This window comes from Pseudoalteromonas sp. D15MCD-2, from assembly GCF_038562745.1.
Lineage (GTDB): Bacteria > Pseudomonadota > Gammaproteobacteria > Enterobacterales > Alteromonadaceae > Pseudoalteromonas.
This window is the reverse complement of sequence record NZ_JBCFQE010000002.1, coordinates 536,894-552,533: the sequence shown is the minus strand read 5'-3', so window position 1 is coordinate 552,533 and position 15,640 is coordinate 536,894. Positions and strand designations below refer to the sequence as shown.

Annotated in this window: 21 protein-coding genes; 18 read left to right on the top strand and 3 right to left on the bottom strand. The window is 39.0% G+C overall.

Annotation, left to right across the window (positions count from 1 at the left end):
* Positions 1–108 precede the first annotated feature (108 nt).
* The 5 genes from AADY36_RS19180 (at position 109) to AADY36_RS19160 (ending at position 3,842) form a co-directional block, all read left to right on the top strand.
* Positions 109–615 (top strand): hypothetical protein, encoded by a 507-nt coding sequence (locus AADY36_RS19180; protein WP_342409510.1) that lies wholly within the window; start codon positions 109–111, stop codon positions 613–615.
* Between the two features lie 15 nt (positions 616–630).
* Entirely contained in the window at positions 631–1,242 is a 612-nt protein-coding gene (locus AADY36_RS19175; protein WP_285221221.1) for a superoxide dismutase, read from the top strand.
* 87 nt (positions 1,243–1,329) lie between these two features.
* Positions 1,330–2,679: a DNA-3-methyladenine glycosylase 2 family protein gene (locus AADY36_RS19170; RefSeq protein WP_342409509.1), complete on the top strand. Its 1,350-nt coding sequence runs from the start codon at positions 1,330–1,332 to the stop codon at positions 2,677–2,679.
* Positions 2,680–2,681: 2 nt separating this feature from the next.
* Positions 2,682–3,149 carry a methylated-DNA--[protein]-cysteine S-methyltransferase gene (locus tag AADY36_RS19165; RefSeq protein ID WP_342409658.1) on the top strand — a complete coding sequence of 156 codons (468 nt, stop codon included), beginning with the start codon at positions 2,682–2,684 and terminating at the stop codon, positions 3,147–3,149.
* A gap of 108 nt (positions 3,150–3,257) precedes the next feature.
* Positions 3,258–3,842 (top strand): thymidine kinase, encoded by a 585-nt coding sequence (locus AADY36_RS19160; RefSeq protein WP_054563844.1) that lies wholly within the window; start codon positions 3,258–3,260, stop codon positions 3,840–3,842.
* Here AADY36_RS19160 and ltaE read toward each other — a convergent pair.
* On the bottom strand, positions 3,825–4,832 hold the full coding sequence (ltaE, locus tag AADY36_RS19155; protein WP_342409508.1) for a low-specificity L-threonine aldolase: 1,008 nt from the start codon (positions 4,830–4,832) through the stop codon (positions 3,825–3,827). The genes AADY36_RS19160 and ltaE overlap by 18 nt on opposite strands.
* Before the next feature lie 10 nt (positions 4,833–4,842).
* A complete protein-coding gene (gene rlmF / locus AADY36_RS19150; protein ID WP_342409507.1) occupies positions 4,843–5,748 on the bottom strand; it encodes a 23S rRNA (adenine(1618)-N(6))-methyltransferase RlmF in 906 nt (301 codons plus the stop codon).
* A 327-nt stretch (positions 5,749–6,075) separates the two neighbouring features.
* Here rlmF and AADY36_RS19145 point away from each other — a divergent pair, with 327 nt between their 5' ends.
* The 9 genes from AADY36_RS19145 (at position 6,076) to AADY36_RS19105 (ending at position 12,192) form a co-directional block, all read left to right on the top strand.
* Entirely contained in the window at positions 6,076–6,534 is a 459-nt protein-coding gene (locus AADY36_RS19145) for a hypothetical protein (RefSeq protein WP_054563847.1), read from the top strand.
* Positions 6,535–6,619: 85 nt separating this feature from the next.
* Positions 6,620–6,766: a hypothetical protein gene (locus AADY36_RS19140; RefSeq protein WP_285221217.1), complete on the top strand. Its 147-nt coding sequence runs from the start codon at positions 6,620–6,622 to the stop codon at positions 6,764–6,766.
* Between the two features lie 29 nt (positions 6,767–6,795).
* Complete coding sequence (locus tag AADY36_RS19135) at positions 6,796–7,170, top strand: hypothetical protein (protein WP_342409506.1); 375 nt, start codon at positions 6,796–6,798, stop codon at positions 7,168–7,170.
* A gap of 109 nt (positions 7,171–7,279) precedes the next feature.
* Positions 7,280–7,903 (top strand): hypothetical protein, encoded by a 624-nt coding sequence (locus AADY36_RS19130; protein ID WP_342409505.1) that lies wholly within the window; start codon positions 7,280–7,282, stop codon positions 7,901–7,903.
* Between the two features lie 1,038 nt (positions 7,904–8,941).
* Positions 8,942–9,811 carry a leucine-rich repeat domain-containing protein gene (locus AADY36_RS19125; protein ID WP_342409504.1) on the top strand — a complete coding sequence of 290 codons (870 nt, stop codon included), beginning with the start codon at positions 8,942–8,944 and terminating at the stop codon, positions 9,809–9,811.
* A gap of 100 nt (positions 9,812–9,911) precedes the next feature.
* Positions 9,912–10,460, top strand: a complete 549-nt coding sequence (locus AADY36_RS19120; protein WP_342409503.1) for a hypothetical protein — start codon at positions 9,912–9,914, stop codon at positions 10,458–10,460.
* 111 nt (positions 10,461–10,571) lie between these two features.
* Positions 10,572–11,234, top strand: a complete 663-nt coding sequence (locus AADY36_RS19115; protein WP_342409502.1) for a hypothetical protein — start codon at positions 10,572–10,574, stop codon at positions 11,232–11,234.
* Positions 11,235–11,288: 54 nt separating this feature from the next.
* A complete protein-coding gene (locus tag AADY36_RS19110; protein ID WP_342409501.1) occupies positions 11,289–11,621 on the top strand; it encodes a hypothetical protein in 333 nt (110 codons plus the stop codon).
* Between the two features lie 196 nt (positions 11,622–11,817).
* Positions 11,818–12,192 carry a hypothetical protein gene (locus AADY36_RS19105; RefSeq protein ID WP_342409500.1) on the top strand — a complete coding sequence of 125 codons (375 nt, stop codon included), beginning with the start codon at positions 11,818–11,820 and terminating at the stop codon, positions 12,190–12,192.
* Between the two features lie 322 nt (positions 12,193–12,514).
* On the opposite strand, the gene AADY36_RS19100 is transcribed toward AADY36_RS19105, so the two are convergent.
* Entirely contained in the window at positions 12,515–13,669 is a 1,155-nt protein-coding gene (locus tag AADY36_RS19100) for an IS110 family transposase (RefSeq protein WP_342409499.1), read from the bottom strand.
* A 123-nt stretch (positions 13,670–13,792) separates the two neighbouring features.
* On the opposite strand from AADY36_RS19100, the gene AADY36_RS19095 reads away from it, so the two are divergent.
* From AADY36_RS19095 to AADY36_RS19080, 4 genes are all read left to right on the top strand, one after another.
* A complete protein-coding gene (locus tag AADY36_RS19095) occupies positions 13,793–14,143 on the top strand; it encodes a hypothetical protein (protein ID WP_342409498.1) in 351 nt (116 codons plus the stop codon).
* Positions 14,144–14,239: 96 nt separating this feature from the next.
* Positions 14,240–14,503, top strand: coding sequence for a cytoplasmic protein (locus AADY36_RS19090; protein WP_342409497.1), 264 nt, complete (start codon positions 14,240–14,242; stop codon positions 14,501–14,503).
* Between the two features lie 103 nt (positions 14,504–14,606).
* Positions 14,607–14,801 (top strand): hypothetical protein, encoded by a 195-nt coding sequence (locus AADY36_RS19085; RefSeq protein WP_058584875.1) that lies wholly within the window; start codon positions 14,607–14,609, stop codon positions 14,799–14,801.
* Between the two features lie 221 nt (positions 14,802–15,022).
* A complete protein-coding gene (locus tag AADY36_RS19080; RefSeq protein ID WP_342409496.1) occupies positions 15,023–15,496 on the top strand; it encodes a hypothetical protein in 474 nt (157 codons plus the stop codon).
* Positions 15,497–15,640: the final 144 nt, after the last annotated feature.

Below are 15,640 nucleotides of genomic sequence, written 5' to 3'. Positions count from 1 at the left end.
GCTCAAAGTTAGTAAATAGTAATATAAATAAAAATCATTTGCATTTGGTCTTTTCTGTGTGTAGTTTAAATACACATAGAATGATTGGTATAAGTGCAGGTGATTTTTATGACTCAAACAACACGCCACACACCGTTAACATCGAACAGCATTGATGACGCGCTGGCCCCTTGGCAAAGTGCAATTTATCAAGGCAACTTAGCATTTGAATCTGGCGAGCTTATAACTGCGCGTGATCATTACACGGTTGCGAGTAGCTGTGCCGAAACACTTCTAGCGCAATTTTCTAGTATCCCAATCAACCAGTCGGTAACTCGCTCGTTAGAGCATTGTATTGCAGCATTTGTTGTTGCCACTTTGAATCTTGCCGACACTTTTAAAGTCATGCAAAAACCCGATAAAGCCTGCACCTGGCTTTGCCATGCTCATCAACGATTAAGCGTGCTTTTAAATCATCCAGAGCAGCAAGTTCGCACCTTGGTGCTGCACCACCATCATAAAACCTATTATGAGCTGGTTAAGCTTGCCAGCATGGCATCGGCATTTCCGACACTCATTAACCGTATTAATCAGCTATTAGCTGACCATCCCCACAAAACGCAGTTATTACATTAACGATAAGGAATCAGTATGCCTTTTACATTACCCGATTTAGCTTATGACTATGATGCACTTGAACCGCACATTGATGCGAAAACCATGGAAATACATCACACCTTGCATCATCAAACCTATATCAATAAAGCGAATGCTGCACTAGAGGGCAGTCATTACTCTGAACAAGATGCGGAAACACTACTACGCACTATTTCATCAATGCCTGAGTCTTTACAAAAAGCAGTGCAAGAGCATGTGGGTGGCCATCATAATCACTCATTATTTTGGCAAGTTATGTCTCCTAATGGCGGTGGTACGCCTAGTGCAGAGTTAAACACTGCAATAGTTGATACATTTGGTAGCTTTGACGCATTTAAAGAGCAATTTACTAATGCCGCGGTAAGCCGCTTTGGCAGTGGCTGGGCTTGGTTATGTGTTGATGAAAATAATCAATTGGTCGTTGAAAGTAGCCTCAATCAAGATAGCCCACTGATGCAAAATCACACGCCTATTTTAGGGCTTGATGTGTGGGAGCATGCGTATTACTTGAAGTATCAAAATCGTCGCCCTGAATATATTGCTGCATTTTACGAAGTGATCAATTGGCCGGAAGTTGAGAGCCGATATTTAGCCGCAGTTAAATAGCTGTTTAAATAGTTAAGGTCCGAAACTGGCTAGTCAAAAAATAATATTCAGTTAAGCTAACGGTATTAGCGTGTAACGAGAATAATTATGACTAGCCAACAATGGCAAACAGCAAGGCAAAGCCGCGACCCACGCTTTGACGGGGTGTTCTTTGTGGCGGTGAAAAGTACTGGCATTTATTGCAGACCCATTTGCCCTGCACCAACGGCACAAGAAAAGAACGTTGAATATTACCAATATGCGCACTTAGCTGCGCAAGATGGTTTTCGGCCATGTATTCGCTGCCGCCCAGATAGTGCACCGAATAGCCCAGCATGGCTAGGTACTAAAACCACTGCATTACGCGCCAAACAACTTATTGATAAAGGTGAGGCCTACGACTGTGAGGTTTTAGCAGACAGGCTAGGGTTGTCGAGCCGCTATTTACGCCGTTTGTTTAACCAACATTTTGGACTCTCGATCACCCAATATCGATTATTTAACCAATGCAATTTTGCCAAGCAGCTATTACAACAAACAGATTTATCAGTGGCAGATATCGCATTTGCTTCTGGTTTTAATAGTATTCGCCGTTTTAACGATGCTTTTTTAAAGCAGTTAAATATTGCCCCTTCAAAGTTACGTAAGTCTGATAAAAAACCAGCCTCAACATTAACTCTAACACTGGCATTTAGGCCGCCTTATAACTGGCAAGCACTCCATGACTTTTTTCAGCGCCGTTTAATTAGTGGCCTAGAATGGTTGAGCGCAACGAGCTATGGTCGCACTTTTAAAGACAAATATTGCCAAGGGCAATTCACAGCGCATTTTGTTGAGCATAAAAATCATTTTAAAGTGGTTATTGATATTGATAACACTCGTTATTTACAGCAAGTGATCCACAACATTCGTCGTGTGCTTGATTTAGACGCCGACACGCACACTATTGAACAACATTTACATGCAGAGCTTAAAGGCGCGATGCCGCTTTGTGTTGGGCTGCGTTTGCCGGGAATTTGGTCAGACTATGAAGCGGGCATACGTGCGGTACTTGGTCAGCAAGTGAGTGTTACAGCGGCTCACAACCTCGTTACACAGCTTGTAAGTGAGTTTAATCAGCAAAGTAATAACCACTATTTTCCAAGCCCTGAATGGGTTGCCAATTCTGAACTCGATTTTTTTAAAATGCCACAATCACGCAAAGATGCGCTAAGGCGTTTAAGTGCTTATTGTCAGCAAAACCCAGATAATCAAGAGCTTGATAATTGGCTTGAGCTCAAAGGTATTGGCCCGTGGACAGTTAATTACGCCAAGCTACGTGGTCAAAGCCACCCTGATATTTTATTGGCGGGCGACTTAGGGGTTAAAAAAGCCCTCGCTGGAATCAGCGAATTTAATAGCGAGCACTGCGCGCCATTTCGCTCTTATTTAACTTTTCAACTATGGCAACAATTATGAGTATGCAACAAGTTATTATGCCAAGCCCCATTGGCGATATTACCATTCAAAGTACATCAATAGGCATCAGTTACGTTGGCTTTTACCCGGTGGTTGCAATGCAAACAGAGGTTGTTGATGAGCACACCCTTACACCTATTTTAATTTGTATAAGTGAGCTTAATGAATATTTTAACGGTGAGCGTACACGTTTTACTGTTCCCCTTGATACCCAAGGTACTCACTTTCAAAAGCAAGTTTGGCGTGCACTGATGGATGTTGAGTTTGGTCAAAGCAAAAGCTACCAAGATATAGCAATTGCCATTAATAACCCAAAAGCGGTGCGTGCAGTGGGCGCTGCAAATAGTAAAAACCCGATTAGCATTATTGTGCCGTGCCATCGAATTATTGGTGCAAACGGTAAACTCACAGGCTATGCAGGTGGCCTTGAAAGAAAAGAGTGGTTACTGAAACACGAAGGCTTGTTATAAAACAGCACTTTTACTGGGACAACGATTGAGGTAATAAGAGTAAGGTAATAGATGATGTTGTCGCGCGATTAGGGTAGCATATTGCGACTTTAAAATTTGGGCAACATCATGGCACAGCTGTACTTTTATTATTCTGCAATGAATGCAGGCAAATCTACCACACTTTTACAATCTGCATTTAACTACCGCGAACGTGGTATGGAACCGGTTATTTTAACAGCGGCTATTGATGATAGAGCAGGTGTTGGCAAGGTGTCTTCACGTATTGGTTTACAGGCTGATGCGCATATTTTTGATGCAGATAAAGATGTATTTGAGCTAATCAAATCATTAAATGCAGAGCAAAAGCGCCATTGTATTTTAGTTGATGAGTGTCAGTTTTTATCAAAAGACCAAGTAATGCAATTGACAGATGTGGTTGATGAGCTTGGTATTCCGGTGCTGTGTTATGGCTTACGTAACGATTTTAGAGGTGAGCTATTTAGTGGTTCACAATACCTACTTGCCTGGGCAGACAAACTAATTGAGTTAAAAACAGTATGTCATTGTGGTCGTAAAGCTAACCATGTACTGCGTACTGATGAGCATGGCAATGCGATTGCAGACGGTGATCAGGTAGAAATTGGCGGCAACGACCGATATGTATCGGTGTGCCGCAAACATTATAAAGAAGCGTTAAATCTCGGCCGCTAATGCCGAGATAAAGCTATCAATATCTTGCTTAGTGACGCCTAAATGGGTCACTAATCGCAGTGGTTTACCCGGTGAAAACAGCATGTTTTGCTCTTTTAACGCATGTGCCACTGCTTTTAAATCGATATGTTCGGCAACATTTGCGTAAACAATATTGGTATCGATTTGAAAAGTTGACGTATCAAAACCAGCTAACGTGTTTAACTGTTCAGCTAAATACGCCGCGTTATCGTGATCCTCAGCAAGCCTTGCTACGTGATGCTCAAGTGCATACTGGCCAGCGGCTGCAAGCATACCCGCTTGGCGCATACCACCACCAAGTACTTTACGCCAGCGGCGCGCTTTATCAATCAGTGCTTTGCTACCTAGTAATAGTGAGCCAACAGGCGCACCGAGTCCTTTTGATAAGCAAATAGACACTGAATCAAAATACTGAGTGATCTCAGTGATATCAACACCTAACTTAACCGCCGCGTTATACACGCGGGCACCGTCTAAGTGCAGAGCAAGGTTATGTTTATCAACACACTCTCTGGCTTCTTTTAGATAACTTAGCGGGAGAACTTTGCCACCAATGGTGTTTTCTAAGCTAAGTAGTTTGGTTTTAGCAAAGTGAAAGTCATCAGCTTTAATTGCAGCCACAACTTTGTTTAAATCTAAGCTGCCATCGGCATTATTTTCAATTGGTTGAGGCTGAATAGAACCCAATACAGCAGCACCGCCACCCTCAAATTTGTAGTTATGTGCTTGTTGCCCACAAATGTATTCGTCGCCACGTTCACAATGTGCCATCAATGCAAGTAAGTTTGCTTGCGTGCCTGAGCTACAATAAAGGGCGCTCTCAAAGCCATGGCGCTCAACAGCATATTGTTCAAGCTGATTAACGCTTGGATCGTCGCCATATACATCGTCGCCTACTGGGGCGTCATTCATGACCGCGCGCATGGCTGCTGTTGGTTTTGTAACTGTGTCTGAACGAAAGTCGATCATCTTATTATCCTTATACTAGTTCGTTAAGAATGGCTTCGCGGTCGGCTTGGTCAAAATAGCTCCAAGCAATAAAGCGACTAATTTTTTGGCCTTGTGCCATTTTTATAACTCTTACTTCTTTCACATCAAGTGTACTAAGCAACTTTTTTATATGCGGCAAAGTGTCAGACTTTGAAACAAGCGATGTAAACCAAATACATTGCTCTGCAAACTCTTGGCTCTCAATACACATTTTACTGATAAATTCGCGCTCACCGCCTTCACACCAAAGCTCGTTTTGACGGCCACCAAAATTAAGCGCTTTTTGTGGCGCTTTGTTTAGGTTTTTCCATTTACGCTCAGTACCTGCTTTGGCCTGTTGCTCGCTGGCATGAAACGGTGGGTTGCATAAAGTTAGATGAAAAACATCTTTATTCGATATCACGCCTGTAAACATTTTATCGGCGTTGTTTTGCTGCTTAACATTAATTTTGAGGCGGTTGAATTGCACGATTTGTTTGGCAATTTTAACAGACAAGGCATCAATATCGGAGCCCGTGAAGTGCCAGCCATATTCGTGATTTCCAGTAAGCGGGTAAATCACATTTGCACCCGTGCCTACATCAAGCACTTTTACTTGCTTACCCGTCGGAATATGACCTTGGTTATCGTTTGCTAATAAATCGGCCAAGTGATGAATGTAATCCACTCTGCCAGGAACCGGTGGGCAAAGGGTGTTGTCGGGCAAATCCCAAAAATCGATTTTATAATGGCTTTTTAATAACGCTTGGTTGAGGGTTTTAACCGCTAGTGCATTGGTGAAATCAATGGTATCAGTGCCCGCTGGCGTTTGCTTCATATAAGGTGTTAGGGCAGGAGTAACTTTGCATAGCAAAGTAAAGTCGTAGCCATTCAAGTGGCGATTTCGCGGATGCATTGAGGAAAACCTATCTGTTAGCCATATCAAAGACTGATTGTACCAAATAAATCTTAGCTCTGAGTTAGTTTGCGGTGGATATATTTTTGCTTAGTAGCATTAATACATGGTGAGCAAAAATAAGTTGAAAACTGATTGAGTGGATTTACTCAAAGTATGGGCTAGTTGAGGTTAAGAGCGATAGAGCGTGCATTTTGGCGATGATACAAGCAACTAAAATTTGTGTTTAAAAAATTTTGACACAAATTGGGTCACATTGGTACTACCATAAGACATTTAAAGCTGATAAATTCTAAGTGATTCAATCAAGGAAAAATAATAAAAATCATGGTTAAAAAGATACTTAAAGGAATTGGTATAACATTTTTAGTGTTAATTAGCTTATTTGTACTTTTAGCAATTTGGACTGCGAATAAATCCTCTGCTTACAAAGAAACTGCTATTCCTTACCTAAATTCAGCAATTACAGATATCTCTCAATGGGACCCTCAGACTCTCAAAAACTATATGACCCCATCATCAATTGAAAATGCCACAGATGAAGATATTTCTAAAATCATGCGTGCATTCTCAAAGTTGGGCGAATTAAAAGAACTAGGTGAATTTGAATTTATAAATGTTAGCTCTAAAGCTGTCACTGGAGGTGGTTCTGGTACTTATGTTACTTATTTAATTCCAGCTTCATACACTAATGGAGACGCAAAAATAACCGTCACGTTAAAAGAAGAAGGTGAGTCATTTTCTATTTATAACTTCAATTTAAATTCGATGGCACTGATAGATTAAGTTTTATCAAAAATAGCAAGCGCAACTGTTTGTATTTAAATAGTTTATTTTCAAGGGAATGTTAATGTCTAAAATTTAAAAAATAGTGATAGCTGTAGTAATTGTGCTAAGCCTAGGCGCAATTGCTAAACAATACAATGAGCACAATCACACAGAGATGGCAATTAAAGAGTGTGGCAATAAAGACAACGTCGCCAAAGTCGACTCTAAAGGTTTTGAGTGTAAAGACTAATTGACAAATACGCTGTTAGGTGAGTAAAGGTGAAGCTGTCATCGCTATCCAAATTATTAAATGAGTACATATCTCCAGAAGTGTTTCTAGGAGAGTTTATAACTGAATTTTCAGATTATGAAAATAAATTGGATATCAAAGGTTCTTCTATTACTCTCGATGTCATTGAAGATGAAGAGATTGTTATATCTTTTGCTGATATTAAGAAACTATGTGAATTGTTCATTCAAGATAAACTAAATAAAAATCACTTATGCTTTATTGCTGATGCTCTTCAACTATGTGATTTAGTTGATTTTGAAGAGGAAGGAATTTTTGACTACGTAGCTGAATTAACAGATCCAGAAATTAATGGTGTTTTTACAAAACAACGAGCTATTGAAATAGTCGAAAAGTTCACCTAACAAGGCAATTATAGGTGGGACGTCTAAAGCTTGGCTGACGCTCCTTCGTCACTAATTTTAGCCAAGCTTAATACGCCCATATTGCGGCTTTATAATCCACAAGGAAAGTATGAAGGTTGTTTTTAAGTTTATTGGATTGATTGGAACTGTTTCTTTCTTTTTGGTTTTTGTTCTATTCATCTACGTTGGAAGTGGAGGTGAAATACCTCCTACAGCTCAAGAGTATGTGATCTACTTTCAGACGGTATTAGCGTCTTTTCTCACTTCAAACTGGTTTTTTGTTGTTTTTGTAGCTGGTTGGTTTGGAGTTTGTTATGGGCTAGGAAAAGAAAGTGGTTGGCAAAACTTAGCTAAGAGATACAGAAAAAATAATGACAGAGAGCTAGAAGAAAACTTTCGAATTGGAAGTGGGTATATTGGCAAAATACGACACAACGGAATCTTAAAGGTTGCAGCAAATAACAGGGGACTTTATTTAAGAGTGCTTTTTCCCTTTAAGTTTGGTCATAACAACCTGTTTATTCCGTGGCAAGAAATCTCGGCTGTTACATTAGAAAGTGGTTTATTTTCAGAGAATACTCCGCGCTTTCTGAAGAGTATGACTAAACCATTTTCAAAAACTGAGTATTTAAATATCCAACTAAATGAGTTCCCAAAGCAGCGTTTAACTATTCGAAGTACTGAACAATTACTTAGCTGTATTCCAAAAAACTTGAGAGATAGAGCTGAGTAAGTGGCTTATAACAGAGTAATGTAGTCACTCGCTGGCGCTCGTTGGGAGACAAACACGCAGGCTCCCTTCGCTTCTTTCCGCATTATAGCCTGCGTATTTGTTCCCTTAAGTAGAGTGTTAGCTTGCAAATGAGACCAATTTACAAATTCTTGATCATTGTTGAAGCCATAATTGGGTCCGGCCCTTTAGTCATACTACTAGGGCTAGGATTAATCACAATTACCATTTCAATTATGGGTATATTAGATGGTTATTATGGTGCACTTCTTATGCTACTTATTGAGATCGGAGGCTTTCTAGGCATGTTCGCGTTTATCTCAGTTTTAATGCATATTCTTGAGCCAAGCAGATATTTTTTGTCGTTTACTAAATTACGTTTCTTTATAAACTGCGGCTTTTGCTCAATTCTTGGGTTTGCATTTATGTCAGGTATAAATATCGAATTAATTTGGCTTCTTATACCTATAGCTGTTTCAGTACACTTTATTTATTTAGGTCGCAAATATGTGTTTGCTGATAGCTAACATACGCTTTAACGAAGCCCTTTCTCTAATACAGAGCCTTAGTTTGGCTCAAACTCATTTTTCTCCAGAGGCGAGTTATTTATATAACTCTTCTTTGTCCATTAACGAGTGAGCAAAGTGCAAAACTTGCACATTGCTTCTGCCCCCAAATAATTCAGAGCAGATGCTCTAGAGTCGAGTTTGAACGAACTACGAAAGTTACCCAAAACAGAACGACTGAGCAGTTAGATAGCAGCCTCTATATGCGTAAAAATATAATTGCTTATTAAGGCAAATTTAGGTGTAATGAATACATAAAAAGCGCTGAGAATGCAGGGAAAGCTTACATAACACTAGCTAAGCTGATTAAATTGGCTAGGCAAGTGAGAGCCACCAAAGAGCAAATTCCCATAGCATAAACAACACCAACTCTGACACACCGAGCAGGTAGCGGCTCAGTCCAACAAGCGATTATGCAACACAAACTGCGTGTCGCATAAATACTAAAATGTTAGGAATACGATTGAACACTTACGTGGATTTAAGCATTGAGCAGTTTTTGTCCTGGGAACATCGTAAAGAATGCCCAAAAACGATTAATTTCCCTTCAGAATATGAAGGGCAAACAGATCTCCGTATTGCTTGTACAAAATTAAATTTATCACAATCAAAACAGAATAATTTAATCGATGAATGGACTCAGGTTATACCGACTCTAATTGATGTAGAGCATATTTGGTTTTACAGTCGCGTACCTCAAAAACTAATTAATTCTGTAGCAGACTTACCCAAACTAAGGTCTTTATTTATAAAATGGAGCGGTAATGGAATTACTGATTTGTCGAAAATTGGTGGCTTAAAATCACTGGAAAGACTATACATCGGGAGTTGCACTCAGTTGGAAACATTGGACAGTTTAAAAAAACTGTCTAAGTTGAAGTGGCTGGAGTTACATGAGCTAAAGAAAATCAATGATATTAATGCAATAAAAAATCTAAATAACTTAGTCGGTTTAACATTTACTGGTGGTATGTTTGGAAAGCAATATCTTACAAATATCGATGCCATCTCTCATTTAACTAATCTTGAATTTCTAGATTTGCATAGGCTGAAGGTAGAAAGCGAAGATATATCTGCAATTGCTAAACTGAAAAAACTAAAGTATTTAGATCTTCCAATTTATTATCCATTATCCGAGTATGCCCGTATCTATGCAGCTTTGCCAAATTGTGACCACGATATTTATGCTTTCCGGAAAACAAAAGAAATTTGTGTAAAATGCATGAAAGGTGAAATGGTGTTGCCTATGGCTAAAAATAAAAGGAAGATTTGCACAGTTTGTAGTGCACAAAAAGTCAAGAAGCTAGAAGATGAATTTTTAAGTCTGGTGGAGTCGTATTCCTAACAAGTCACTGAACAGAGACAACCAGTTCATGTCATGCCACTTGCATTCGCAACCGTCACGCCATAATCTGGTCGCTCGTTAGTGAAGCGTTAGAAAGCCTATGAAGAATTTGAGTTACCTTTTAGCTTTGTTGTTTTTATTTGGTTGTGGGAAGAAGGAGCCGGATCCTGTTTGGGATTGGGGGTATTTACCTTCGTCAGAAATATCGAACTCTAAACGGGAGCAATGTGCTCACGAGTATTACCAGTCTTTTCCAATTTCGACAGATAGTGGAGAAAGCCTTAGGATTGGACAAAGCTCAATTTCTGGCCGTTCTCATAAACACTATATTGGTTCTGGCTGTATGGTTGCTAAGGTAAGCACAAAAGTCTATTTGGATGCTGATAAACAAGCTAATAACTTTTACTCGGTTTCTGTTTCAATGCCAACTTTAGATGATAGATGCAGGAGTAATTCTGACATACCAGCATGTAAGGAAAGCTCAGTTAGTCACACAGTCTTATTTTCTAGAGATATTTTAGCTAGTGAGATTGGTGACTATTTTAAAAGTAAGACTATGAATCAAATCGTAAGTTATGACGAATATAGCCGTGTAGTAACTTTTCAACTTAGAAATAAAAGTCTTGAGTATAGAATCCAGACTTTCTAACAAAGCAAATTAAAAGTGCGGACAAAAAACAGTTGGCTTTGTTCGTACCTCACAAATTTTGCCAACTGTTTTTAGCCGTTAATTTGCGGCGTTAGGGCTACAAGGAAAGTCATGTATAAAAATTTAAGTATTGTTGTGTTGTCCACTCTTATTACAGCATGTGCTGGTGGAACAATTGGCGGCTTACTGCCAGCACCGAAAATATTGGATGGCAAAATGGAAGGGTTAACATATACATCGCCGCTAGGTGAGTTAACCATAAAGGCACCAGCTACGGAAGAAGGCGGAGAGTGGACATACACTCAGGTGAAAGAACACTCGGAAAACCATGCGGATCAAAAATCAACTTTTGTTGGGTTTAAAACGCCTTATGATAGCCACTTCTACACAGCTGAAGTTGTGAGCTATAAAAACAATGAAACACTGAATCATGACCAATTTTTACTCGTTATAAGTGATAATTTGAAACGTGTTATAAAGTCAACTGAGGAGCGGTGGAAAAGTAAAGTTCAACAACTAAATGAAACTAATATTATTTGTGAAAATAATAAAACTTTCACATACTCAATATTTAAGCAAACGGTCACCTCTTACGATCCAAACTTTGAAAAATTCTATCTAATTTCTCAGTCATTTGAGAGCAATAGTATTGCTATTGTTACCAGCGAGCTTAATTATGACTTAAGGCAAACAATTATACCTGAAGAAAATATTAAAAATGCTAAGTATGTAAAACACCAAGAGTTTGTTTGTTCACTAAAGTATGGCGTGTAAGTAGCCCTAACAAGCGCCTAAACAAAGGGCGTTAGCTTTCTATAAGGTTTCGAGTTGAGAACAATATTAAGTTTCATTTTGGCTTCGTTGGTTGTGGCTTTCCTAGCGCCAATGGCTATTGAAATGAAATTTACAACAGTGCCTATTGGTATATTCGTTTGGTCATTAATAATTGTCCTCTTTTTGGTGCCATTTACTGCATTTCCAATATACAAATTTATTACGAAAAGATGCGGTTACTCATTAAATACAGTGCTTAAATCTGCTGTCGCTTCTGCCTGTTTAGTTTCCTTCTTTTTTGTTTTTCCTTTTGGTTTAGAGCGCTCGGTTGTAAATGGAAATGTATTGGTTGAAAATGGTTCCATTACGCTAATCGGTTATGGATAGCTTTTTACAGTGGTTCTTGTTTTCAATTGTTGGGCTTATTGCGGGGGTTGTCTTTTATATCTCAAAAATAGAGTTCCGCAAAAGCTAACAAGTCATTAAAGAAAGACTCGTCACGGCTTGCTCGAGTTCCTTCGTCACTTAGTTTAGCAAGCCTAAACTCGCTTCTTAATGAAGCGTTAGCTGTACAAGGAGTTCAATGGAAGTTTTGTGTAAATGGCATGTTATTGTCAAATACATTCTAGGTCATGAGTCAGAGGAAAAATTTTTCCCTGTAATGACTTGTGCGTTTTGGTTAAACGTCGTTCTTCAAAGCTTATTTTTTATAATTTACATTGAACCTAACAACGTTAGTTTTTATTCAGAGCTTCCTAAAATACTCATTATCATCTGTTTCTTTTCTAGTATCGGTTTGCTTTATTTTGCTGTTAATAATAATCGCAGATATCAAGTGGCTGAGAAGTGGTTTACTAGTTTAAATGCAACCTATGCAATTCAAATTAAAATTATTGTTGGCGTTGTTATGCTCTTGAGTTTTTTCACATTAATGGTGTGGGCGATTTATTTAATGTAAAGTACAGCTAACAAGCTAATTAATAAGGACAAAAAACAGTTGGCTGTTTTCGTTCCTCAACATTTTAGCCATAATTTCTTAACTCGAATTAGAGCCATTTAATATATAGGATGAAGCAAGTAATTTCGTCGGTTTTCATGCTGGTATTCGTTGGTTACTCATTTTCATGAGCAGAGCAGACCTTACTTAACTCGACGTGGCACCTGTCTACAGTCTATATTCGTGGTTCAATGTTGCGGTAGCAACATTGCCATCCTAACGCCGTCGGTGGTTGTGCCACAACCGATGCTTGACCCAATGCATTAACTCTAATTCGTTCATATTAAGCAGGTACTCTAGATAATCTTAATTTAGGATTTATCGGAGAGAGTACAATTTGTTTTGCAATTGCCCAGATATACGCAATCATTTCACGGGCAATGGCGGTGACAACAAGGTTGTAATGCTTACCTTTATTAATGAGCTTTTTATAACGTTTACAGAGCCTTAATTGTGCTTTCCATGCGATATCAACAATCTGTTTTGGTAAACCTTCTTGTCGTTTTTGTAACTCGGTCGATATGTTGGCAGCATGACGGTAACTATGAGCACCTTCGACTAATAAGCGCCTTGCTCGGCCATTGCCGCATTTAGTAATTGCGCCAATGTGCTTTTTACCCCCGCTCGAGTGTTCACTTGGTACAAGGCCAAGGTAGCTCATCAGTTTACGCGGATGGTCGAAGCGCGTTAAATCACCAAGCTCAGCAACAACGCCAGCGGCCACGAGTAAGCGAACACCACGCATAGCCTGAATGGCTTTAACAAGGGGATAGTATCGCCATTGATAAACATGGTGAGACAGTTCGTTGTCGAGTCGCTCTAATCGTGCAATTCGCTCATTTATAGTTTGAATAAACTCTTGTAAAACGATTTGCTGTGCTGGATGCGGCAGTACTAGTTCAGTAAGCCATCGTAAGTGTTTGAGAGACCAGTTTACAGTGCCTGCATAGTTGATATTGTTGCGAAGAAGCAGTGCTTTCAGCTGGTATTTGGTATCTTTTAAGTCTTTCATTGCAACCTCTCGAGCACGAGATAAATCACGAATATCTTCGTCTTCCGGCTCAGGTACATAAATAGGAGTTAAGTCTTCAGACTTAAGTAATTTAGCCAGTTTAAGGGCATCACGCTTGTCAGTTTTTACGCGCTCGCCAGGCTTTTTAGGGATAAGCGAAGGGGCAACCACGTAGCAACAATGTCCGAAAGAAGGAATTAAGCGATAAATCCAGTATCCACAGGGGCCAGCTTCATAAACGAAATGCAGAGTTGCATTAGGGTATTTAGATTCAAATTGCCTGATAAGTTTTTTAATAGCGACTTTAGCAGAAGAAATGCTGCCGAAATGAATGGGTTGTGCGCCACGATTGTCTTCAATATAGGCAACTTCAATGAACTCTTTATGAGTATCTAAGCCAATGAAAAGTATGTTATGTTTAGTCATGCTAGCCTCTGCTATTTAGTTATTTGACAAACTAATTATGGCTCTGGCTTTAAGCTAACCCACGAAAATGCGAAGGCTAGCACCGTGTGGGAGTCATTATGTCTAGTTATATGGTGTAATCGAATGAGAGTTTTAGTCTATTTTTTATTGGTTGGTTTAATAGCTTGTAGTAATAATTATCAAGTTTCTACAATCAATTATAAGAAATTAACAAAATCTCAAACTTTTACATTAACGAGTACATGTGGAGATAAAGTTATAGCTATTAAGATAGAAGGCTATGGAAACTCTACCGGTTCTTCCGTTATACATTTGATGCTAAACGGTGAAGCGTATGAATCTGAAACTATAGATGGTGAGTTCAAATTTAAATGGTCTGGTGACTGGTACAGCGAAAAGGCTATTATTCGTTACATTGCAAACTCAGATAGCATAACTAATTTAACTTTGAGCTACAGAATGGAATGTGTATAGCTAACAAATCAATCAATGGACGAAAAACAGTTGGATTTACTCACTGCTTTCGTTTTTTAGCCAATAATTACCTCCTAAACGAGGCATTATAAAAATATGGATATTGAACTACTATATGCTGCTAAAGCGGCTCACAAAAAATCGATATATCATCGAGATTCTTTGCGAAATAGCAATAAATGTGGTTGTTTCTATTGCCTCGATATATTCGATTACAAAAATATCGTATATTGGACAGATGATGGGGATACAGCTCTTTGTCCAACTTGTGACATAGATTCAGTCATTGGCGATGATTCTGGTTATCCTGTTACAGAAGAGTTCTTATCAGCTATGCAACAAATCTGGTTCAGTCCGTAATGAGTATGGGCAAAAAACGCATGGCTTGTACTCCATCGTCGCTAATTTTAACCAAGCTTTATACGCCCCATATTGCGATGTATTTGTGTTTAGGAGTGATGCAATGAACGAGCTGAAAGGAATGACTGTAAATGAGCGGCTTTTTACACTCAATAAATTTGAAGCATTCGATGAAGCAATTAAATCTAAAAGTACTCATCAGGCAGTGAACATTCTTATTCAATGTGAGCTGGCCAGAGAAGAAGCTTTAAAAATCGTAAAAACGATTTTCCAAACCCCGGACAAATATGGATACTAATATATCGGTTTGGTTCAGTTTTTAAGCACATATAGCAAGGCACTTAAAATTGACCGGACGCGTAACATTTGGCTCGCGCTTGTTCCTTGCAAATTATAGCCAAGTTTTAGTTGCCGCTTAGTGTGGCGTTAGCTTTTTGAGAGAATTGTTTGCACCCTGTCGAGTTAACTTTCTATAGATTAGTATCCAAAGAAATCGAATTAAATGACTTCGAGAATTGGGTGTACACGGAAACTACACTCGAACAAACCTTAGACTCTGATGATTATCTCGAAATCATTTCAATAAACTACAAAAAGGCTGCTGGTTTATATGAAGCCCAAAAAGTGCTCTCAAAGTATTTTTCTATGGGTAAATATTATGAATGGAGTATTCGCAACATCCTCCATAAAATAATTGCTAAGCCGCACGATGTGGATAAATATATCGAGCAATGCTATGACCTATATTGCGAAGGATTTGGTTTCATGGATAACCTTGGGTTAGGTTACGGTCTTGGTTTAACTTGTCCAGATGGTTTTAATGATAAAGTTGATGAATTCTACCCTAACATTGCTGAAGAAGCTGAACGAGTAATATTGTGGCTAGATACAAGAAAAATAGTAATAACGGGGCATAGTGGTGAGTATCGGGGTATCGAATACGATGATAATCGAAGCCCAAATGAAAAAGAGCCAACAGGTTATAAAATATAAAAATCAAAAAAGTGATGGCAGTTTTGGTTCTAAGTACAGCTAACAAACACACCAAGTGATGGGACTGTTAAAGCTTGGCTCGGTTTCGCTACTATTCATAATTTTAGACAAACATTATCACCCCCTTTACAGGGCAAAGGTTTA